Source organism: Promicromonospora sp. MS192, from assembly GCF_049532985.1.
Classification (GTDB): Bacteria; Actinomycetota; Actinomycetes; order Actinomycetales; family Cellulomonadaceae; genus Promicromonospora.
Genome location: NZ_CP186693.1, coordinates 4480011 through 4499112, shown reverse-complemented (window position 1 = coordinate 4499112; position 19102 = coordinate 4480011). Strand labels below are relative to the sequence as shown.

Sequence of the window (19102 nt, the reverse complement as noted above, 5' to 3'; positions counted from 1 at the left end):
GGGCGGGATGACTGGGTAGAAGCGCACTTTCATGCTGGGCGCGTCCACTCCAGCGTGTGGCGGAAGAAGAGACGGCGGCGCAGGCGAGCGCCGGGCAGGATCTCGCGGGCGGCCCGGGAGATCTCCGCGAACGTCGCCTCGGCGTCGCGGACGGGCATCGGCGGATCACCGTCGGTGCCGCCGGCCGGTGCAGAGCCGGTCGGTGCGCCGCCGGTCGGTGCGCCGCCGGTCGGTGCACAGCCGGTCGGTGCACAGTCGGCCGGTGCGTCGCCGGCCCGGTCGGCCGGGCCGCCGTCGTCCGCAGGTCCCCGGACCGGCCGCGGATGCCGGATCAGCCCGACCAGGGGGTTCAGCAGCGACGACGGAACGTCCCAGGCCAGGTCGGCCAGGGTGTCGGCGCGGGCGAGGCCGACGACGAGCAGCCGGCCGCCGGGCGCGAGCAGCTCGGCGGCGTGCCGGAGCGCGGGCTCCAGCGGCAGGTGGTGCAGCACAGCGACCATGGTGATCACGTCGAACCTGCCGCCGACCTCCTCGAACCGGGCGTGCCGCACGGTCACCGACGGGTCGCCGGCGAACCGGTTCGCGGCGACGGCGGCCATCGCGGCGTCGGCGTCGACCCCCAGCACCTCGCCGAACCGGCCGCGCAGCCGGCTCAGCAGGAGCCCCTTGCCGCAGCCGACGTCGAGCGCGCGCCGTCGCCGGGCCGGGAGCCGCCGCAGGATCCAGCCGTGGAAGTGGTCGTTGTGGCTCCAGGGGTGCCGCTGGTTGACCCGGTGCAGCCAGCGTCCGCCCGCCCGCACCAGGGGATTCGACACGGTCCGGATGTCCACGCCGCCCACGCTAGCGGCCTGCCCGACGGGTGAGCGCGGACCTGGTGGCGCTTCGAGCCCGCATACCGCAACCAGACCCGCGCTCGCCGCGCTACGACCGCCCCGCTCACCGGGCCGCCACCAGCCCTGTGAGGAAGATGTTCGGCCCGGGTAACCACCGGCGCACCAGCGCGAAAAACCCGCGACCTACGGTCAAGACATGGTCAACTCCGGCACCCCTCAGCACCTCGTCGTGATCGGCGGCGGCATGGTCGCTCAGCGGCTCGTCGAGGCGCTGCGCGCCCGGGACGACGCCGGTCGCTACCGTGTCACCGTCTTCGCGGAGGAACCCCGCGCGCCCTACGACCGGGTGGGTCTGACCCGCTGGTTCGACGAGGGCCCCGACGGCATCGCCCTGGGTGACCCGGCCCTGTGGGCCGACCCGCTGGTCACCCTGTACACCGATCGGAAGATCGAGTCGATCGACCGAGAGGCACGCACCGTCACGGACCGCCTCGGTCACGTGCACCCGTACGACGAGCTGGTCCTCGCCACCGGCTCCAGCGCCGCCATGCCGCCCATCCCCGGCAACGACCTGCCCGGCGTCTTCGTCTACCGCACCATCGACGACGTCGCGGCTCTGCGCGGCTGGGTCGAGGAGAAGCGCCGCAGCCACCCGGCGGGCAAGCCGGTGCGCGGCGCAGTCATCGGCGGCGGCCTGCTCGGCCTGGAGGCGGCCGGCGCCCTGACCGCGCTGGACGCCCAGGCCACCGTGATCGAGTTCGGTACGCACCTGATGGGCGTCCAGGTGGATCTGGGCGGCGGCCAGGCGCTCAAGCGTCTGATCAACGGCAAGGGCATCGGCGTCCGCGCCGAGACCGCGACCAGCCAGATGCGGCCGCACCGCCGCACCGGCCACGTGGGCCGGCTCGACTTCGCGGACGGCGGCCGGCTCGACGTCGACGTCGTCGTCGTGGCGACCGGCGTGCGGCCCCGCGACGAGCTCGCCCGGGCCGCCGGGCTGGAGATCGGCGAGCGCGGCGGCGCCGTCGTGGACCTGTCGTGCCGCACCGAGGACCCGCACGTGTGGGCCGTGGGCGAGGTGGCCTGCATCGAGGGGCGGTGCATCGGCCTCGTGGCGCCCGGCAACACGATGGCCGAGGTGGTCGTGGACCGGCTGCTCGGCGGTCAGGCGGAGTTCCCGGGTGCGGACACCGCGACCAAGCTCAAGCTGTCCGGGGTGGACGTCGCCTCCTTCGGCGACGCGCACGCCCGCACCGAGGACGCCGTCGAGGTGGTCTGGGCAGACCCGGTGGCCGGCGTCTACAAGAAGCTCGTCCTGTCCGACGACGCGCGCACCCTGCTGGGCGGCGTGTTCGTGGGCGACGCCGCGCCGTACGCCAGCCTGCGCCCGATGCTCGGCGCGGAGCTGCCCGGTGACGACCCGAGCGCGTTCCTCCTGCCGGAGGGCGGCGGGGGCGCCCCGGGCCTGGAGCTGCCCGACGACGCCAACGTGTGCTCCTGCAACAGCGTGTCGGCAGGCACCATCCGCGGTGCCGTCACCGAGCACCAGTGCACCGACGTGCCGGGCGTGAAGGCCTGCACCCGCGCCGGCACCACCTGCGGCGCCTGCCTGCCGCTGGTCAAGAAGCTCGTGGACACCGAGCTGGAGCGGGCCGGCATCGAGGTCAGCACGGCCCTGTGCGAGCACTTCGAGATGTCCCGCGCCCAGCTCTTCGACGCCGTCCGGGTCGCGGACCTGCACTCGTACAGCGACATCGTGGAGCGGTTCGGGAGCGGTCCGGACGGCGCCGCCAAGGGCCGCGGCTGCGACATCTGCAAGCCCGTGGTCGCCTCGATCCTGGCGTCGCTCGGCAACGGGCACATCCTCGCCGGCGAGCAGTCCACGCTCCAGGACACCAACGACCACATGCTGGCCAACCTGCAGAAGGACGGCACGTACTCCGTGGTGCCCCGCATGCCGGGCGGCGAGGTCACGCCCGAGGGGCTCATCGTGGTGGGCGAGGTCGCGCGCGACTTCGGCCTCTACACGAAGATCACGGGAGGCCAGCGCATCGACATGTTCGGCGCCCGCGTGGAGCAGCTCCCCGACATCTGGCGCCGCCTGGTCGACGCCGGGTTCGAGTCCGGGCACGCCTACGGCAAGTCGCTGCGCACCGTGAAGTCGTGCGTCGGGTCCACGTGGTGCCGGTACGGCGTGCAGGACTCCGTGGGCATGGCCGTCGAGCTGGAGCTGCGCTACCGCGGCCTGCGTTCGCCGCACAAGCTCAAGATGGGCGTGTCCGGCTGCGCCCGCGAGTGCGCGGAGGCCCGCGGCAAGGACGTGGGCGTCATCGCCACCGACAAGGGCTGGAACGTGTACGTGGGCGGCAACGGCGGCCAGACGCCGCGGCACGCCAGGCTGCTCGCCGAGGACCTCACGTCCGAGGAGCTCCTGCGGACCATCGACCGGTTCCTCATGTACTACGTGCGCACCGCCGACCGGCTGCAGCGCACCGCGCCGTGGATCGAGGAGGTCGACGGCGGCCTGGACGGCGTGCGCGAGGTGATCATGGAGGACTCGCTCGGCATCTGCGCCGACCTGGACGCCGCGATGGCCCGCCACGTCGAGAACTACGAGGACGAGTGGAAGGCCGTGCTGGAGGACCCGGAGAAGCTGCGCCGGTTCTCGTCGTTCGTCAACGCCCCGAAGGACGCCGACCCGTCGCTCGCCTACGTCACCGAGCGCGGCCAGCGCCGTCCGGCGACGTCGGCCGAGCGTGCCGCGGGCGTCGTCATCGCGGGCCCGAAGCTGGAGGTGCGCGCATGACCGTCAACGACGTGTCGGACGCCCGGGTCACCGGGGTGGCCGGGCGGTCCGACCGCCCGGGCGTGGTGCGGTGGGAGCGGGTCTGCCTGCTCGGCGACCTGTTCCCCGAGCGTGGTGCGGCGGCGCTGTTCGGGGACGTCCAGGTGGCCCTGTTCCGCCTGCCCGAGGACCCGGCGTACGGGGTCCACGCCGGGCGCGTCTACGCGGTGCAGAACCTGGACCCGTTCTCGGCCGCGAACGTCATGTCACGGGGGATCGTCGGTACGCGCGCGGGCGAGCCCACGGTGGCGGCCCCGGTCTACAAGCAGGTCTTCTCCCTGGTCACGGGCACGTGCCTGGTCCTGGCGGACAAGGCCCCGAAGGACGACCTCCCGCCGGACCTGCTCACCTACCCGGTCGAGGTCCGCGAGGACGTGATCCACGTAGGTCTGCCATGACATCCGACTCCGTCGAGTGCGGGATCCTCGCCCTCTCAGAGGCCGCTGCAGGGGCGAGAAGCCAGCACTCAACGATCGGGAGGGTGACGCTCGTCGGGGGTGGCCCCGGGGCGGTCGACCTGCTGACCGTGCGGGCGTGGCGGGCGTTGCAGGCGGCCGACGTCGTCGTGGCGGACCGGCTCGGTCCCGTCGAGATCCTCGCCGAGCTGCCGCCGCACGTGCGTGTGGTCGACGTCGGCAAGGAGCCGGGCCGGCACCCCGTGCCGCAGGAGCGCATCAACGAGCTGCTCGTGGAGCATGCGCTCGCGGGCGCGCACGTGGTGCGGCTCAAGGGCGGCGACCCGTTCGTGCTCGGCCGGGGCGGCGAGGAGGTGCTCGCCTGCGTGGCGGCGGGCGTGCCGGTCGAGGTGGTCCCGGGCATCACGTCCGCCGTCGCCGTGCCGGGGCTGGCCGGCATCCCGCTGACCCACCGGGGCGTCACCACGGGCTTCCACGTGGTCTCGGGCCACTGCGCCGCGGCCGCGGACCCGGACCCGTCGGGGCCGCTCGACGCCGCCGCCCTCTCCTGCGTGACCGGCGGCACGGCTACGCTTGTCGTACTGATGGGGGTGCGGTCCCTCGGCGCGATCGTGGCGCAGTCCCTGGCCGCAGGCGCCGATCCCGGAACTCCCGTGGCGATCGTGGAGAACGGCTCCACTCCGGAGCAGCGCGTCACCCGGGCCCGTCTCGACGAGGCGGCCGCCGTGGCGGCGGCCCGGGGTGTGCGGTCCCCCGCGGTCGTGGTCATCGGCCACGTGGCCGCGGCTGGGCTTCTGGAGGGTACGAGTGAGCGACGTCTGGCAGGTGCCGGTGTCTGATCTCGCAGCGCCCGCGCACGCCCGGGCGACGCGCCCGGCGCTGGGCCAGGTCATGGCCGGTGCCACCGTCCTCGTCACCGCCGAACGACGCGCCGGCGAGCTCGCGGCCGCCCTGGAGCGCCGCGGCGCCACCATCCGCCACGCCCCCGCGCTCAGCATGATCCCGCACGTCGACGACGAGACGCTGATCGCGGCCACGCGGGCCATCGTGGCCGCGCCGCCCGACGTCGTCGTGGTCACCACCGGGATCGGGTTCCGCGCCTGGATCGAGGCCGCCGACGCGCACGGCCTGGCCGAACCGCTCCTCGCCCTGCTGGCGGGCACCCGCATCGTCGCGCGCGGGCCCAAGGCCCGCGGCGCCATCCAGGCCGCCGGGCTCCAGGCGGACTGGGTGGCCGAGTCCGAGACGTCCGCCGAGGTCGCGGAGGTGCTGCTCAGCGAGGGCGTGCAGGGCCTGCGCATCGCCATCCAGCACCACGGGGCCGGCGCCGACGGGCTGGACGAGGTGTTCGAGAAGGCCGGTGCGCAGGTCGCGAGCCTGGTCGTCTACCGGTGGGGCCCCGCACCCGACCCCGCGGTCGTGCGCGACTCGGCGCACGCCGTGGCCGACGGCGAGATCGACGCCGTGGTCTTCACCTCCGCCCCCGGGGCCGAGGCCTGGATCAGCGCCGTCGAGGACGAGGGCGTCCTGGACCGGGTGCGGGCCCGGTTCACGGACGGCGGCACTATCGCCGCCGCCGTCGGGCCGGTGACGGCGAAGCCGCTGGAGCACCGCGGGATCGTGCCGCTGCAGCCCGAGCGCGGACGGCTCGGCGCGCTCGTGCGGGCCGTGGTGGGGCACTACGAGCACATCGAGTCCGTCGCGCTGAGCACCGTCGCCGGCTCGCTGGTGATCCGTGCCCGCGTCGCCGTGCTCGACGGTCAGGTGCTGCCCCTGTCGCCGACCGGCGTGGCCGTGCTCCGGCTGCTCGCCGCCGCGCAGGGCGACGTCGTCTCGCGCGAGGAAGTCCTGGCCGCCCTGCCGGGAGACTCCCAGGACACGCACGCCGCCGAGGTCGCGATCGCGCGGCTGCGCGAGGCGGCGGGCCGCCGCGACCTCATCCGCACGGTGGTGAAGCGGGGCTACCGCATCGAGCTGGCCTGAGCGGCCACCGGCGCTGACTGCCGTCTAGCGGAGCGCGCCCACCAGCACCGACTCGACCACCTCGCGGACGGCGGCATCGTCCGGCCGGGCGCCCAGCTCACCGGCGAACATCAGGTGCCCGGTGCCCACCACGGTCATCGCGAGGTAACGAGGTTCGGCGGCGGGCGCCACGCGGCCGGACGACTGCTCGGCGGTCAGATAGGTCGCCAGCGCCGCGGTGATCTCCACGAGCAGCGGCAGCCCTTGGGGTGTGGTCTCGCGCAGCCGGCGGCGCAGCTCGTCGCGCGCGGTGACGAGTGCCACCACGGCGAGCGCGACGGGGTCGAGCGTCACGGTCAGGTACGCGGACACGTTGCCGACGACCGTGCCGGAGCCTGCGGTGGCGACGAGGTGCTCGCCGGCGTCGTCGGCCTGCTGGATGCGGGCGCGCACGAGCGCGGCGAGAAAGTCGTCGAAGTCCGCGAAGTGGCGGTGCAGCACACCCTTGGCGACGCCGGCCTCGTCGGTCACGGCGCGGCTGGTCAGCGCCGCGGCACCGCCGGTCGTGAGCAGCCGTTCGGCGGCGGCCACGAGCTGGGCGCGCGGGTCCTGGAGGGCTACTCCGGTGGGCATGGGTGGCTTCTCTCCTGTCGGGTAGGGCTGTGGCAGTGTTGCATGAGTGGGCATTCGCCCACTAGCGTGGGCGCATGCCCACTTCCAACGTACCCGACGGCGTTCGCGGCTCCCACCTGCACCGTGGCGCGGCCGAAGGGTTCGGCGCCGATGCCGACCGGTACGACCGCTCGCGTCCCGTCACGCCGCGCGCGGTCGCGGACGCCGTTCTCGGCTACCTCGCCGGCGACAACCGGCTGGGCGACGCGCTCGGGCCCGCCCGAGCAGATGTCGCGGCCGGATCGACCGGAGGCGACGGCCCGCCCGCGCCCGTCCGCCTGCTCGACGTCGGCATGGGCACCGGCCTGTCCACCCTGCCGTTCCGCGCGGCGGGCGCCGAGGTGCTCGGCGTCGAGGCCGACGAACGCATGGCGGCCGTCGCGCGGGGGCACGGCCTGGACGTCGAGGTGGCGCGGTTCGAGGACTGGGACCCGGCCGGACGCCGGTTCGACGCCGTCGTCTCCGGCATGACCTGGCACTGGGTGGACCCCGTCGCGGGCGCCGCCCAGGCCGCCGGCGTGCTGCGCGACCAGGGCGTGCTCGCGCTGTTCTGGCACGCGGCCGACCTGCCGCCCACGCTCCGCACGGCGCTGCACGCCCTGTACTCCCGCGAGATGGCGGGGACCCCGGGAGCGGGTATGTACGCCCCGGGGATCATGGCGGCGGACGGCTACGAGGCGATGCTCGATCGCGCCGAGGCGGGCCTGTCCGAGGCGGGCGGGTTCGGCCGGCCCCAGCGGTGGCGGCACGTCTGGGAACGCCGGTACACCGTCGAGGAGTGGCTCGACCAGGTCCCGACGTCGGGCGGGTTCGGCCTGCTGCCCGCCCACGTGCAGCAGGCCGTCCTGGACGGCGTGCGGTCCGCCCTGGAGCACGACGAGGCCGTGACCGGCGGCGCGTTCACCGTGCGCCACACCACCGTCCTGCTGGCGGTCCGCCGCACACGCTGACCCTCCCGGCGTCCGGCTCAACGGTCCGCGCCCTCCGCTCGTGGCGAGCGCAGTTCGTCACGGTGCTGGGCGTCAGCCGTCCAGACGTCCGGTGACCGGTCACGGGCGGAGCATCATCGTTCTCGCCTCCCCGCCCGTCAGGAAGGATGAGGACGGAGAGGGGGCGTCACCGATGGCGCAGTGGGAGAGCGAGCTCGAGGAGCTCATGGCACGGCGGAGCCGCGCACTGGTGGGTTACGCGTACTCGCTGACGCGGGACCGCGCACAGGCCGAGGACCTGGTGCAGGACGCACTGGTGAAGGTCTTCTCGCGACTGCGGCGGCCACGGGAGCTGGCCGGCGGCGGGCAGGTCGTCGACCTGGACCAGGACCAGCCCCGGCTCACGAACGCGGAGGCCTACGTGCGGCGCACCATGCTGACCATCTATCTGGACGGCTACCGCCGGAGCACGAGCTGGACCGGCATCAAGCACCTGCTCGCCGACGAGGAGCGAGCACCCGCGGCCGACCGCGTCGCGACGGCGCGGGTCGACGTCGGGGTGGCGCTCGCCCGGCTGTCGCCCCGACAGCGGGAGTCGGTGGTGCTGCGGTTCTTCGAGGACATGACGGTGCCGCAGATCGCGCAGACCCTCGGCACGAGCCCCGGCACCATCAAGCGGCACCTGTCGAACGCGATGGAGGTGCTGCGCGGGTCGCTCGCGGAGCTGCCGGTGCCCGAGATGGACACGGCCCTGGACGAGCGGCTCGGCGCCGTGGCGGGGGCGGTGCGGCGGCGTCGTGCGGTCAAGGTGGGTGCGCTCGGTGGTGCCGCGACGGTGCTGGCGGGACTCCTGGCGGTCGCGGCGCTCTGGGGGCCGGCACGGTTCCTGTCGGAGCCCGTGCTCCCGGCGAAGAGCCCGGACACGTCGACCGCGGCCGTCGGCGGGTGGGCGCCGAGCCAGTGGACCGAGCACGGCCCCGGGTACCGGTGCGGCATGGAGGTGACGGAGCTGACGTCGACGTCCGACACGGTGGTGCTGGAGCTGACCGGGGGCCTGGAGACCGGCGAGTACGGCCTGACCGCGCCGGTCCGGATCACCCGGACCGACACCGAGGGCCCTGCGCTCGACGGCGGCTACCCCATGCTGGTCTTCGCGCAGGACGGCCAGGTGGTCGACCTCGGGGCCGGCTGGCACGAGGGCGGGTACGTGCTGCCCGACGCCGGTGGGTCGGCAAACGCCCTCGCCGAGGCCTCCGCGGCCACGGCGTGCGGCGACTGGACGGTCGGCACCATCGCGGAGACCTTCCTCGACGCGCGTCCGGCCGGCACCTACGACGTCTACGCGGTCATGCCGTGGAGCGACCCCGACGGCACGAGCGGGATGGCCGTCAGCGAGCCTGTCAGGATGGAGGTCCCGGAGCTCGACGTGCCGGCCGAGGAGCCGCTGACCGTGGACATCCGCGACGGCTACCAGCCCGGCTGGCTGGCGGGCACCGACCTGGAGTGCGGCGCCCACGCGTCGGCGATCCCGGCCGGGCCGCGCGTGTCCTGGGTGCGGGACGACGTGGAGATGTCGGCGGAGGCGGTCGGCGACTCCCTCGCACCGTCCGAGCTGACGGTCACGTTCACCGAGACCGAGGGCGAGACCGTCGACACCACGCGCACACCGGTCACGCTGGTCTGGTTGAGCGCGGGGCGGGTGGTCGGCGTCGGGCAGGACGTCTGGTCCGCACCGGAGGAACGGCTCCGCGTCGGCGCGCACGGCGAGACCTCGGTCGTCGTGCCGGTCGAGCCCGACCTGACCTGTCTCACCGATCCCGGTGCCGGCCTGCCCGACGGGCCGTACACCCTGTACGCGGTGACCGAGCTGGATCCCGGCTCGGACGGTGAGCGGCAGTTCCTCGCGGTGGAGGCCTACGCCGACTACGTCGTCGGGGAGTGACCAACGAAATCCCCGACCTGCGCGTCACGGGGTGTGTGGAGACGATGACAGCACACACGCACGCGGGGGGTGGGTATGGCGGCATGGGAAGGCGAGCTCGATGAGCTCATGCGAAACCGGGGCGGCGCCCTGGTCCGCTACGCCTACATGCTCTCCGGCGACCGCGCGCTCGCCGAGGACCTGGTCCAGGACGCCCTGGTGAAGGTGTACTCGCGGCTGCGCCGCCCCGGCCGCGGCGGCGCGGTGGGCGTGGCGGCCGGCAGCCGGGCGCACGACCTGGACTCCCCGTTCACCAACGTGGAGGGGTACGTGCGGCGCGCGATCCTCACCATCTACCTGGACGGCTACCGCAAGCGGCAGCGCTGGGCCGGGATCAAGCACCTGCTGGCCGACGACCCCAGCACCCGCGGTGCGGACCAGGCGGCCACGGCGAAGGCCGACGTGATGAGCGCGCTCGCCCGGCTCGGGGCCCGCGAGCGCGCCTGCGTGGTGCTGCGCTACTTCGAGGACATGACGGTGCCGCAGATCGCCGAGGCGCTGGGCACCGCCCAGGGCACCGTCAAGCGGTACCTGTCCGACGCGACCAGGAACCTGCAGGAGATCCTGCGCCCCGATGACTTCCGACCTGCCGAGGGGAGGGCCGCCCGATGAGCCACGACGACCTGAACAACGACTTCCTGAGCGGCGCGCTCCGGGGGGCGGCCGACGCGATGCCCGGTGGGGAGGCGGACGACCTGCATGTCTCGTTCGGAGTGGTGCGTGACCGCGTACGACGCCGCCGGGCCGTCAAGGTCGGCAGCCTCGCCGGTGCCAGCCTGGTGGTGGCGGGAGTGCTCGCGTTCGGCGTGACGCAGTCGCCCGTGTGGAACACGTCGGAGCCGGTGCTGCCGGGGGACCCGACCCGGGTCTCGACGCCGGACGGTTCGGCGAACCCGACCCAGGCGCCGGACCCCGCGCCGAGCGGGCCGGCCGCGACGAGCGTGATCGAGGACGGGTACCAACCGTCGTGGATCCGGGACCTCGGTGCGGGGTTGGAGTGCGGCATGCCCGTGGAGGACCTGCGGACGACGGCGACCGGGTGGTCGGTGGCGTCGGCGGGGGACATCTACGCCCGGACATCAGACTTCGGCGGCGAGGCGGTGCCGACCTGGCACATGGGCGCGACGGTCGAGGGCGGTTCGCTCGGCGTCTCACCGGTCCTGGTGTGGAGCCAGGACGGCGTGGTGGTGGACCTGGGGACGAACGTGTTCGAGGGAACCGTCCCGGGCGACCCGCTGCTCGGCGCCGGGAACGGGGCCGTCGAGGCACAGAGCGGCGCGTACACGATGTGCGCGCCCTCGGACGGCCCCGCGGGGGACCTCTTCGAGACCTCGCTGCCCGAGGGCGACTACGAGGTCCGGGTCCTCGCCTTCCCCGAGGTCACCCCGGGCCAGTGGGCGACGGCGGTGAGCGAGCCGGTGGACGTTCGTCTCGACGCCGACGGCGCACACACCGCGACGGGTACGCGCGGCGGCCCGGCGACCATCGAGCCGCCGGAACCCGCCGAGGGCGAGCTGTCGCGGTTCGTGCTCGACCGCAGCACGGACTGGGTCACGGCGGACATGACCTGGACCGGGTACGTGACCGTCGGTGTACCGCGGATCACCGCCGAGTGCGAGAGCACGAACCCGGCGGACGTGGTCCGGTACGAGGTCACGCAGGCGTCGGCTGCGGAGCCGATCGCGTCCGGCACGGTGCCCTGCGACGGCACCACGTTCGAGTCGGAGGACGTCGTCGGCGGTGGCGAGGAGTCGTACGACATCCGCCTCACGAGCGTGCCGGACGGCGTCGCCCGCTTCTGGGCGACCCTCGCCCCGGGAACCGGCGGCGAGGCGGCGGGCGACTGCTCCGCCAGCGGCATGACCCTGCGGTACGACCTGGCGAGCGCGCCGAGCCAGGCCGTCGGGGCCACTGCGCAGACCATCGTGGACGCCGCGCTGGCGTGCGACTCCGACCAGCTCGTCGAGCTGGCGAACCAGCACGGCACGGAGCTCATGTTCGGCACCGAGACGGCGGAGCAGACCTTCGCCCTGCCTGACGACACGCAGCACTACCGGACGCTGGTCGCCCTGCTGGCCGGGACGACCGGCGCGGCCGACGCCGAGACCGGCGTCGTGCGGTGGCCGCGTGTCGTGAGCGACGAGTTCCGTGACGACGACGCGGCCTGGGACGAGGTCGTGGCCGCAGGCCTGCTCACGCAGGAACAGGCCGACGGGCAGCGTGCCGACGAGACGTTCGGCTACACGGGCATGACCATCGCCATCGACCCGGACGGTACCTGGAGCTACTACTCCGCCGACGAGTAGCACTCCGCGCCGGCACCGTGCCAGACGCCCAGGTCACCTCGGTGACCTGGGCGTTTGTCATGCGCCGGTCGAAGAACGAGCAGCCGGCACCCCAACGACGGGCCCGGGTGGAGCGTCATGGGGGATGAAGGCAGGAACGGCGACGACGAACGGAGACCTGCGATGTATCAGTACGACGAACACCTCGGCGAGGCCGGGACCGCTCAGACCGTGACGGCGACGAGCCGGCAAGCGCGCCGCCGTCGGACCGCGAGGTTGGGCGGGATGAGCGGTGGCGCGATCGCCCTGGCGGGCGTGCTCGCGTTCGGTGCCGCCCAGCTCGCGGCACCGGACCAGGCGGACGCCGCCGCGCCGTCGGCCGCCACCGACGTGCCGATCCTGGACGGCTACCAGCCCTCCTGGCTCGACTGGACCGATCTGACCTGCGGGATGTCCGACGCCGACCTGCGCTCGTCGGCGCGCGGCTGGTCCGCCCGGGCCGCCGGTGACGTCTACGGCCGCACGTCCGACTTCGGTGGCGACCCGACCACGTCGTGGAGCATGGCGGCGAAGGTGCGCGAGGGGCGGGGCTCGCTCGACGTCACGCCCGTGCTGGTGTGGAGCCAGGACGGCGTGGTCGTGGACCTGGGGCCGAACGTCTTCGACGGGCCCGGTCCGCAGTCCGAGCCGCTGCTCGGCGCGGGGCGGGGCGCCATCGAGGCCCAGGCTGCTGCGTACAGCACCTGCGTGCCGACGGAGACGGAGACGGGCGACCGCTTCCAGACCCCGCTGCCCGAGGGGGACTACGAGGTACGGGTGGTCGCCTTCCCGGAGACGCGGTCCGGCCGGTGGGACACCGTGGTGAGCAAGCCGGTGCCGGTCCGCATCGACGCCGACGGCGCGCACAGCCCGGTCGGTGATCGCGGCGGCGACGCGGCGACCGCTCCCGTGGACCAGCTCGACGGCGAGATCACGCGCTTCGACCTCGACCGGTCCACCGAGTGGGTCACCGCGGGGCAGACGCAGCGCGGCTACTCGTCCGACACCCCGATGCGGATCGAGGGCATCTGTGAGAGCTCCGACCCGGAGGACCTGCTCCCGGTCGAGGTCGTGCTGCCCTCGACCGGTGAGGTGCTGGCGTCCACGCAGGTCACCTGCGACGGGTTCGAGGCCGGCTCGGAGGTCGGCGTCCTGGCGGGCGGCGAGGAGGTCGTGGACCTGCGGCTGCCGCGCGTGCCCGACGGCGTCGCCCGCGCCTCGTTCACCCTCGCGTCGGCCACGCCCGGCGGCCCGGCCGGTGAGTGCTCGGCGACCGGCATGACGCCGCTCTACCCGGACGGCAACGCGCCGACCGAGGGCGCGGCAGCGGCCGCGGCGTCGATCGTGACCGCCGCGCTCGACTGCGACTCCGAGGCACTGGTCGCGCTGGCCGCGGACTCGGGCACCGAGCTCATGTTCGGCACCGAGACCCCGGAGCAGACGTTCGCCCTGCCCGAGGCCGAAGGTGTGGAGCACTACCGGAGCCTGGTTGCGCTGCTGGGCAGCACCCGGCCCGCCGTCGCGGGCGGGGACCCGGCCAACCAGACCGTCGTCTGGCCGCGCGTCGCCACCCAGGAGTTCCGTGACTCCGACGAGGCGTGGCAGGAGGTCGTGGACGCCGGCATCCTCACCCAGGAGCAGGCCGACGCCCAGCGTGCCGACGAGACGTTCGGCTACACCGGCATGGTGGTGGGCATCGCCGAGAACGGGACGTGGCGGTACTACTCCTCCACCGACTGATCCCGCAACCATGTGCCGGACGCCCAGGTCACCCGCGTGACCTGGGCGTCCGGCACGTCTGGTAGCTCGCCAGGATCCGGTCGCTGCGGCGTCGCCCCCACCGGTCGAGCCGCGCCCGGCCGCGAGCGCCGCGTCCCCGCACGCGGTACCGCCACGTGTTGAGCGGCACCAGGTACGCGTGCGCCCACGGCGGGCGCAACGGCAGCCCGAGCTCGCGCATGCTGCGCACCCCGAGGAACGCCGTGAGCATCGACAGCAGCCGCTCCCGCTCGTACCCGGCCCGCCACGGCTGCCACCAGACGGGACCGGGGTAGGTGCGGTCGGCCTGGGCGGTGACGAGGGCCTGGGCGAGGAGCGGCCCGGCGTCGGACACCCCGGCCTGTGCGAGCAGCACGTGATGGTTGAGGCGGTGCCGCGCCCACTCGTCGTCGACGAGGAAGTCGGGGTGCACGCCGAGCAGGTGCCCCACCCACTTCCACAGGTGCATGAGGGCCCGGCTGTCCGACGGCGGGACGGGTACCCCGAGCGCCCGGCAGCCGAGGACGACGGTGCCGTCGAACAGCCCGAGCGTCGCGGCCTGGTCGGCCTGGTTGACCGGGAGGCCCCAGCGGGCCGTGTCCCAGGGGCGAGCGGCCGGTCCGGGCGATGCCTCGTCGCCCGTGAACGACGCGCCGACCAGCGCGTGCATCACCCGCACCCGCACGGTGGCCCGCCACGCCGGACCGCCGACCCGCAGCGCTCCGGGCTCCGACAGACCGACCGTCCACTCCTGCGTGTCCGCGAGGCGGCGCAGGGTGTCGCCGGTCAGGGCCCCGGTCGCGACCAACAGGTCCGTCGGCCCGCCGAACCGGTACCCGCCCACGAGCGAGAGCTGCAGCAGCACGTCCGCGGCGTTCTGCCCGAGCCGGCGCAGCACGGCGGCGCCCTCGTCCATGAGTTCCCAGTCCACCCAGTCGGGCACGGCGGTGACCGCGGCGAGGAAGCTCTGCAGCGCCGTCGGCCGCTGGTCTGCTGGGTGTGCTGGGTCTGCTGGGTGTGCTGGGGGTGTGTCCTGGGCTCCGGATTCGGTCACCTGCTGCGCACGCGCGTCGAGTTCGGTCGGTTGCCTCGAGATCGGTCCATCGATGGACCGATCTCGAGGCAACCGACCGAACTCGCGCTGGGGATCGTGCAGGGGACCGGTCTCGCGCTGGGGATCGTGCAGGGGACCGGTCTCGCGCTGGGGATCGTGCAAGGAACCGATCTCGCTCCCGGCACCGTGCACAGGACCGATCCGGGCACCACGCAACGGACCGACCACGGCGTCAAGGTCCGGGTGCGCCAGGGAAGCGGTCAGCTGTGCGCGAGTCACCCTGTCCGGATCGCCCGGAGGGAGCCGCATCGCGGCGGCGAGCGCGGCGCCGGCGTCGTCCTGCTCGAAGAACGCGCGGCCGATCCGGTCCAGGAGCGCCTCGTCCACGCCGCGCACGCGGCCGAGCAGGCGCAGCGGCCGGCCGATGCGCCTGCCGCGGGCCTCGGCGGAGCGGAACCGTCGCGGGTAAGCGCCGTTGTCCACATGGTTGTCCACAGCGTCGGCCATGCCACCATCCTGAACCGTCCGGCCGCGGCAAGAACATCGGACACCTGGAGACCGATACCCCACAACCTCCCGGCGGCCTGGTTCGTCGACACGGTCAAGACGGCAGGAAGGAGCCGGCAATGGGCTGGCACGAAGAGCTGGAGACGCTCGCCATGCAGCGCGGCGGTGTGCTCGTCGGGTACGCCTACACGCTGTGCGGCGACGTCCGGCAGGCCGAGGACCTGGTGCAGGAGGCGCTGGTGCGGTACTGCTCCCGCCTGGTACGGCCGGGCGGGCGCCGAGGCCGGAGCACGCCGGGCATGCGCACGGTGCCGCTGGACGAGACCGGGGACAGGCCGGTGGTCCACGCGGAGGCGTACGTGCGACGCATGGTGCTGAACCTCTACCTGGACGGCTGGCGCCGCAGGAAGAGGTGGGCCGACATCGAGCCCCGGATCGCGGTGGACGACCACGTGCGGTTCCCGGACTCGGGCATCACCGCCCGGGCGGACGTCGTGCAGGCGCTCGCCCGGCTCTCGCCGCGGCAGCGTGCGTGCGTGGTGCTGCGCTACTTCGAGGACATGTCCATCGACCAGGTGGCGGAACGGCTGGGGAACGCCCCGGGCACCGTCAAGCGCCACCTCCATGACGCGCTGAACGTCCTGCGGGACGTGCTGGAACCGGCCGGAGTGCTCCCGGCGGAGAGGACAGGACGATGAACCGGTACGACGACGGGCCCGACCACGGCTGGGTGGACCCTGAGGGCACGGACCTGCTGACGCGGACGCTCGGCGCGCTGGCCGGCGGGGTGGACCCCGCGTCACCGACCGGGCCGGCGGCCGCGGTGCCCGCGATGAGCAGCCGGGTGCGGCGGCGTCGGACGGCGAAGCTCGGCGGCCTGGGCGGCGGAGCCCTCGCCCTGGCGGGCGCCCTGGTGCTGGGGGCGGCGCAGCTCGCGCCGCCGGACGCGGCGGAGCTGCTGCCGGCCACGCCGGACTTCGAGGTGCAGGAGGGCTACCAGCCGCCGTGGCTCGGCTGGAGCGACCTGACGTGCGGCATGCCGGTGGCAGACCTGGAGAGCACGGCGCCCGGGTGGTCCGTGGCCCCGGCCGGTGACATCTACGCGCACTCGGCGGAGCTGCGGGGCGACTCGTCGCGCGTCTGGGGCATGGCGACCACGTACGAGCAGGGGGAGGGTTCGCTCGACGCCCCGCCCGTGCTGGTGTGGAGCAAGGACGGTGTGGTGCTGGACCTCGGGCCGAACGTCTTCGAGGGATGGGACGGACAGGCGGATCCGCTGGTCGGCACGGGTCGGGACACCATCACGGCCCGGGGCAGCTCGATGACCACGTGCGTGCCGGGCTCGTACGGCGGAGACCTCCAGCACGAGACACCCCTGCCCCACGGCGACTACGAGGTGCGGGTGGTCGCGTTCCCGCAGGTCGCCTCCGGCAGCCGGGCGACCGTGGTGAGCGACCCGGTACCGGTCCGTCTCGACGCGGCCGGTGCGCACAGCCCGGGCGAACCGCACCCGGGCGGGTCGGCGGTCGAGTTCCCGGAACCTGCGCAGGGACAGGTCTCGCGGTTCGAGCTGGACCGCAGCACCGACTGGTTCACCGCCGACATGACGCAGCGTGACTTCTCGTCGGACACCCCGATGCGGGTCATCGGCCGGTGCGCCGGCGCGGATCCCGAGACGGTCGTCCGGGCCGAGCTGATCCTGCCCTCCACCGGGGAGGTGCTCGAGGCCACCTCGATCACCTGCGACGGGGACGAGGCCGGGTCGGCGGTCGGGGTGCTGTCCGAGCACCGGAGCGGGGAGACCATCGACATCCGGGTGCCGAACGTGTCCGACGACGTCGCCCGGCTGTGGATCTCGCTCGAACCGGAGACGCCCGCCGACGGGGACGGCCTGCCCGAGTGCTCGGCGACCGGCTTCGAGCCGGACTACGCGGCCGGGCTCGACGACCTGACCCAGAGCACCTCGGCGACCGCCGGGAACATCATGGTGCTCGCCCAGGTCTGCAACTCCGAGGCGTTGGTCGCGTTGGCGAAGCAGCACGGGGTGGAGCTGATGTCCGGTACCCAGACCCCGGAGGAGACGTTCGCGCTGCCGGAGTCCGACCCTGGCCGCTACCTCCGGCTGGCCGCCCTGGTGAGCAACACCACACCTGCGTTCCCCGAGGGGGGCGCCCCGGACGCGGTCGTTGTCTGGCCACGGGTCGTCACCGACGAGTTCCGGGACTCGGACGAGGCCTGGGCGGAGCTGGTGACCGCCGGCGTCCTCACGCAGGGACAGGCCGACGCCCAGCGGGCGGACGGCTACCACGGTCCCCGGGTCGGCATCACCACGGACGGCGACTGGCTGTACTACACCACCGGTCCGGCCGGCGACTGACCCCAGCCGCGCCGGGCGTCCAGGTCACCCGGGGCGACCTGCACGCCCGGCACGGCGACACATAATGGGCGGCATGACGGACCAGAACACCACCCCCGCCCCGCCGTCCGCGTCCCAGGTTCCCGAGGAGGCCCGCCGCCACACCGAGGACCTGGGCACGTTCGTGACGGCGTCGCCGTCGTCGTACCACGCGGCCGCCGAGGCGGCCCGGCGCGCCGAGGCGGCGGGCTTCACCCGCCTCACGGAGGACGCCGCGTGGGACGTGGCCCCGGGCGGGCGCTACGTGGTGGTGCGGGACGGTTCCGTCATCGCCTTCACCGTGCCCGACGCCGCGGGTCCCACCACCCCCTTCACCATCCTGGGCGCGCACACCGACTCCACCGGCTTCAAGCTCAAGCCGAAGCCGACCACCCACGGGCCGGGCGGCTGGTGGCAGGTGGGCGTCGAGGTGTACGGCGGGCCGCTGCTGAACTCCTGGCTCGACCGCGAGCTGGAGCTCGCCGGCCGGCTCGTCACGCTCGACGGCACCGAGCACCTGGTCCGCACCGGACCGATGCTGCGCATCCCCCAGCTCGCGATCCACCTGGACCGTGGCGTCAACGACAACGGCCTCACGCTCGACCGGCAGCGGCACACCCAGCCCGTGTGGGGCCTCGGGGACACGGAGAGCGCCGACGTGCTGGCGGCGCTCGCGGCCGACGCTGGCATCGACCCGGCGGCGGTCGGCGGGTACGACGTGGTGCTGGCCGAGACGCAGCCGGCCCGAGCCTTCGGCGCCGGTCAGGCGCTGTTCGCGTCGGCCCGCCTGGACAACCTGCTGTCCACGCACGCGGGGCTCACGGCGCTGCTGGCCCGGGCCGCCTCGGGGGCATCCGGGACCGGCGTCGAGATGTTCGCGGCCTTCGACCACGAGGAGATCGGCAGCGCGTCGCGCTCGGGGGCGGCGGGGCCGTTCCTGCAGGACGTGCTGGTCCGCGTCTCGACCGCGCTGGGGGCGGGGCCCCAGGAGCAGGCGCAGGCGTTCGCGGCGTCGCTGCACGTGTCGTCCGACGTCGGGCACGCGGTGCACCCGAACTACGCCGAGCGGCACGATCCCGCCAACCACCCGGTGGCCGGGGGTGGCCCGATCCTCAAGATCAACGCCAGCCAGCGCTACGCGACGGACGCGCACGGCGCGGCGGTGTGGGCGGCCGCCTGTGCGACGGCCGGCGTGCCCACCCAGGAGTTCGTCTCCAACAACGCGGTGCCGTGCGGATCGACGATCGGACCGATCTCGGCGACCCGTCTGGGCATCCGAACCGTGGACGTCGGGGTACCAATTTTGTCGATGCACTCGGCGCGTGAGCTCACCGCGGTGGTCGATCCGTGGTACCTCACGCGGGCGATGGAGGCCGTCCTCGCCCGGTGACGGCGTCGAATCCTCCCGGATCGGGGGAGAACCGGG

The 19102-nt window shown here is 74.0% G+C and carries 15 protein-coding genes; 12 read left to right on the top strand and 3 right to left on the bottom strand.

The features are described from left to right. Nucleotides 1-29 precede the first annotated feature (29 nt). The gene (locus ACO229_RS20105; RefSeq protein WP_423462576.1) at nucleotides 30-830 is read right to left on the bottom strand and encodes a class I SAM-dependent methyltransferase; all 801 of its coding nucleotides are present in this window, start codon (nucleotides 828-830) and stop codon (nucleotides 30-32) included. A 199-nt stretch (nucleotides 831-1029) separates the two neighbouring features. Here ACO229_RS20105 and nirB point away from each other — a divergent pair, with 199 nt between their 5' ends. The 4 genes from nirB (at nucleotide 1030) to ACO229_RS20085 (ending at nucleotide 6077) form a co-directional block, all read left to right on the top strand. Next, nucleotides 1030-3639 (top strand): nitrite reductase large subunit NirB, encoded by a 2610-nt coding sequence (gene nirB / locus ACO229_RS20100; protein WP_423462575.1) that lies wholly within the window; start codon nucleotides 1030-1032, stop codon nucleotides 3637-3639. After that, on the top strand, nucleotides 3636-4076 hold the full coding sequence (nirD, locus tag ACO229_RS20095) for a nitrite reductase small subunit NirD (RefSeq protein ID WP_397418123.1): 441 nt from the start codon (nucleotides 3636-3638) through the stop codon (nucleotides 4074-4076). The genes nirB and nirD overlap by 4 nt, the downstream gene beginning before the upstream one ends. 83 nt (nucleotides 4077-4159) lie before the next feature. Next, on the top strand, nucleotides 4160-4933 hold the full coding sequence (cobA, locus tag ACO229_RS20090; RefSeq protein ID WP_397418126.1) for a uroporphyrinogen-III C-methyltransferase: 774 nt from the start codon (nucleotides 4160-4162) through the stop codon (nucleotides 4931-4933). Nucleotides 4934-4985: 52 nt separating this feature from the next. Next, nucleotides 4986-6077, top strand: a complete 1092-nt coding sequence (locus tag ACO229_RS20085) for a uroporphyrinogen-III synthase (protein WP_397418191.1) — start codon at nucleotides 4986-4988, stop codon at nucleotides 6075-6077. A gap of 24 nt (nucleotides 6078-6101) precedes the next feature. Here ACO229_RS20085 and ACO229_RS20080 read toward each other — a convergent pair whose 3' ends face one another. Then, a complete protein-coding gene (locus tag ACO229_RS20080) occupies nucleotides 6102-6689 on the bottom strand; it encodes a TetR/AcrR family transcriptional regulator (RefSeq protein ID WP_397418128.1) in 588 nt (195 codons plus the stop codon). 74 nt (nucleotides 6690-6763) lie between these two features. On the opposite strand from ACO229_RS20080, the gene ACO229_RS20075 reads away from it, so the two are divergent. The 5 genes from ACO229_RS20075 to ACO229_RS20055 all read left to right on the top strand — a co-directional run bounded on the left by ACO229_RS20075 (nucleotide 6764) and on the right by ACO229_RS20055 (nucleotide 13702). Then, entirely contained in the window at nucleotides 6764-7678 is a 915-nt protein-coding gene (locus tag ACO229_RS20075) for a class I SAM-dependent methyltransferase (protein ID WP_423462574.1), read from the top strand. Nucleotides 7679-7850: 172 nt separating this feature from the next. Continuing rightward, nucleotides 7851-9599, top strand: coding sequence for an RNA polymerase sigma factor (locus ACO229_RS20070; RefSeq protein ID WP_397418135.1), 1749 nt, complete (start codon nucleotides 7851-7853; stop codon nucleotides 9597-9599). 108 nt (nucleotides 9600-9707) lie between these two features. Continuing rightward, nucleotides 9708-10250, top strand: a complete 543-nt coding sequence (locus ACO229_RS20065) for a sigma-70 family RNA polymerase sigma factor (RefSeq protein WP_397429501.1) — start codon at nucleotides 9708-9710, stop codon at nucleotides 10248-10250. Then, entirely contained in the window at nucleotides 10247-11944 is a 1698-nt protein-coding gene (locus ACO229_RS20060; RefSeq protein ID WP_423462573.1) for a hypothetical protein, read from the top strand. The genes ACO229_RS20065 and ACO229_RS20060 overlap by 4 nt, the downstream gene beginning before the upstream one ends. A 264-nt stretch (nucleotides 11945-12208) precedes the next feature. Then, nucleotides 12209-13702, top strand: a complete 1494-nt coding sequence (locus ACO229_RS20055; protein ID WP_423462572.1) for a hypothetical protein — start codon at nucleotides 12209-12211, stop codon at nucleotides 13700-13702. 28 nt (nucleotides 13703-13730) lie between these two features. On the opposite strand, the gene ACO229_RS20050 is transcribed toward ACO229_RS20055, so the two are convergent. Then, the gene (locus ACO229_RS20050) at nucleotides 13731-15281 is read right to left on the bottom strand and encodes an oxygenase MpaB family protein (protein ID WP_423462571.1); all 1551 of its coding nucleotides are present in this window, start codon (nucleotides 15279-15281) and stop codon (nucleotides 13731-13733) included. A gap of 119 nt (nucleotides 15282-15400) precedes the next feature. Here ACO229_RS20050 and ACO229_RS20045 point away from each other — a divergent pair, with 119 nt between their 5' ends. The 3 genes from ACO229_RS20045 to ACO229_RS20035 all read left to right on the top strand — a co-directional run bounded on the left by ACO229_RS20045 (nucleotide 15401) and on the right by ACO229_RS20035 (nucleotide 19066). Further along, entirely contained in the window at nucleotides 15401-15979 is a 579-nt protein-coding gene (locus tag ACO229_RS20045; RefSeq protein WP_397429505.1) for a sigma-70 family RNA polymerase sigma factor, read from the top strand. Beyond that, nucleotides 15976-17658, top strand: coding sequence for a hypothetical protein (locus ACO229_RS20040; RefSeq protein ID WP_423462570.1), 1683 nt, complete (start codon nucleotides 15976-15978; stop codon nucleotides 17656-17658). The genes ACO229_RS20045 and ACO229_RS20040 overlap by 4 nt, the downstream gene beginning before the upstream one ends. 73 nt (nucleotides 17659-17731) lie before the next feature. Then, nucleotides 17732-19066: a M18 family aminopeptidase gene (locus ACO229_RS20035; RefSeq protein ID WP_397429507.1), complete on the top strand. Its 1335-nt coding sequence runs from the start codon at nucleotides 17732-17734 to the stop codon at nucleotides 19064-19066. Nucleotides 19067-19102: the final 36 nt, after the last annotated feature.

What these genes read in the sequence shown, in the direction of transcription:
- nirB (WP_423462575.1), top strand. Translation starts at nt 1,030, where the DNA reads ATGGTCAACTCCGGCACCCCTCAGCACCTCGTCGTGATCGGCGGCGGC.
- nirD (WP_397418123.1), top strand. Translation starts at nt 3,636, where the DNA reads ATGACCGTCAACGACGTGTCGGACGCCCGGGTCACCGGGGTGGCCGGG.
- ACO229_RS20085 (WP_397418191.1), top strand. Translation starts at nt 4,986, where the DNA reads ATGGCCGGTGCCACCGTCCTCGTCACCGCCGAACGACGCGCCGGCGAG.
- ACO229_RS20080 (WP_397418128.1), bottom strand. Translation starts at nt 6,689, where the DNA reads ATGCCCACCGGAGTAGCCCTCCAGGACCCGCGCGCCCAGCTCGTGGCC.
- ACO229_RS20075 (WP_423462574.1), top strand. Translation starts at nt 6,764, where the DNA reads ATGCCCACTTCCAACGTACCCGACGGCGTTCGCGGCTCCCACCTGCAC.
- ACO229_RS20070 (WP_397418135.1), top strand. Translation starts at nt 7,851, where the DNA reads ATGGCGCAGTGGGAGAGCGAGCTCGAGGAGCTCATGGCACGGCGGAGC.
- ACO229_RS20065 (WP_397429501.1), top strand. Translation starts at nt 9,708, where the DNA reads ATGCGAAACCGGGGCGGCGCCCTGGTCCGCTACGCCTACATGCTCTCC.
- ACO229_RS20060 (WP_423462573.1), top strand. Translation starts at nt 10,247, where the DNA reads ATGAGCCACGACGACCTGAACAACGACTTCCTGAGCGGCGCGCTCCGG.
- ACO229_RS20055 (WP_423462572.1), top strand. Translation starts at nt 12,209, where the DNA reads ATGAGCGGTGGCGCGATCGCCCTGGCGGGCGTGCTCGCGTTCGGTGCC.
- ACO229_RS20050 (WP_423462571.1), bottom strand. Translation starts at nt 15,281, where the DNA reads ATGGCCGACGCTGTGGACAACCATGTGGACAACGGCGCTTACCCGCGA.
- ACO229_RS20045 (WP_397429505.1), top strand. Translation starts at nt 15,401, where the DNA reads ATGGGCTGGCACGAAGAGCTGGAGACGCTCGCCATGCAGCGCGGCGGT.
- ACO229_RS20040 (WP_423462570.1), top strand. Translation starts at nt 15,976, where the DNA reads ATGAACCGGTACGACGACGGGCCCGACCACGGCTGGGTGGACCCTGAG.
- ACO229_RS20035 (WP_397429507.1), top strand. Translation starts at nt 17,732, where the DNA reads ATGACGGACCAGAACACCACCCCCGCCCCGCCGTCCGCGTCCCAGGTT.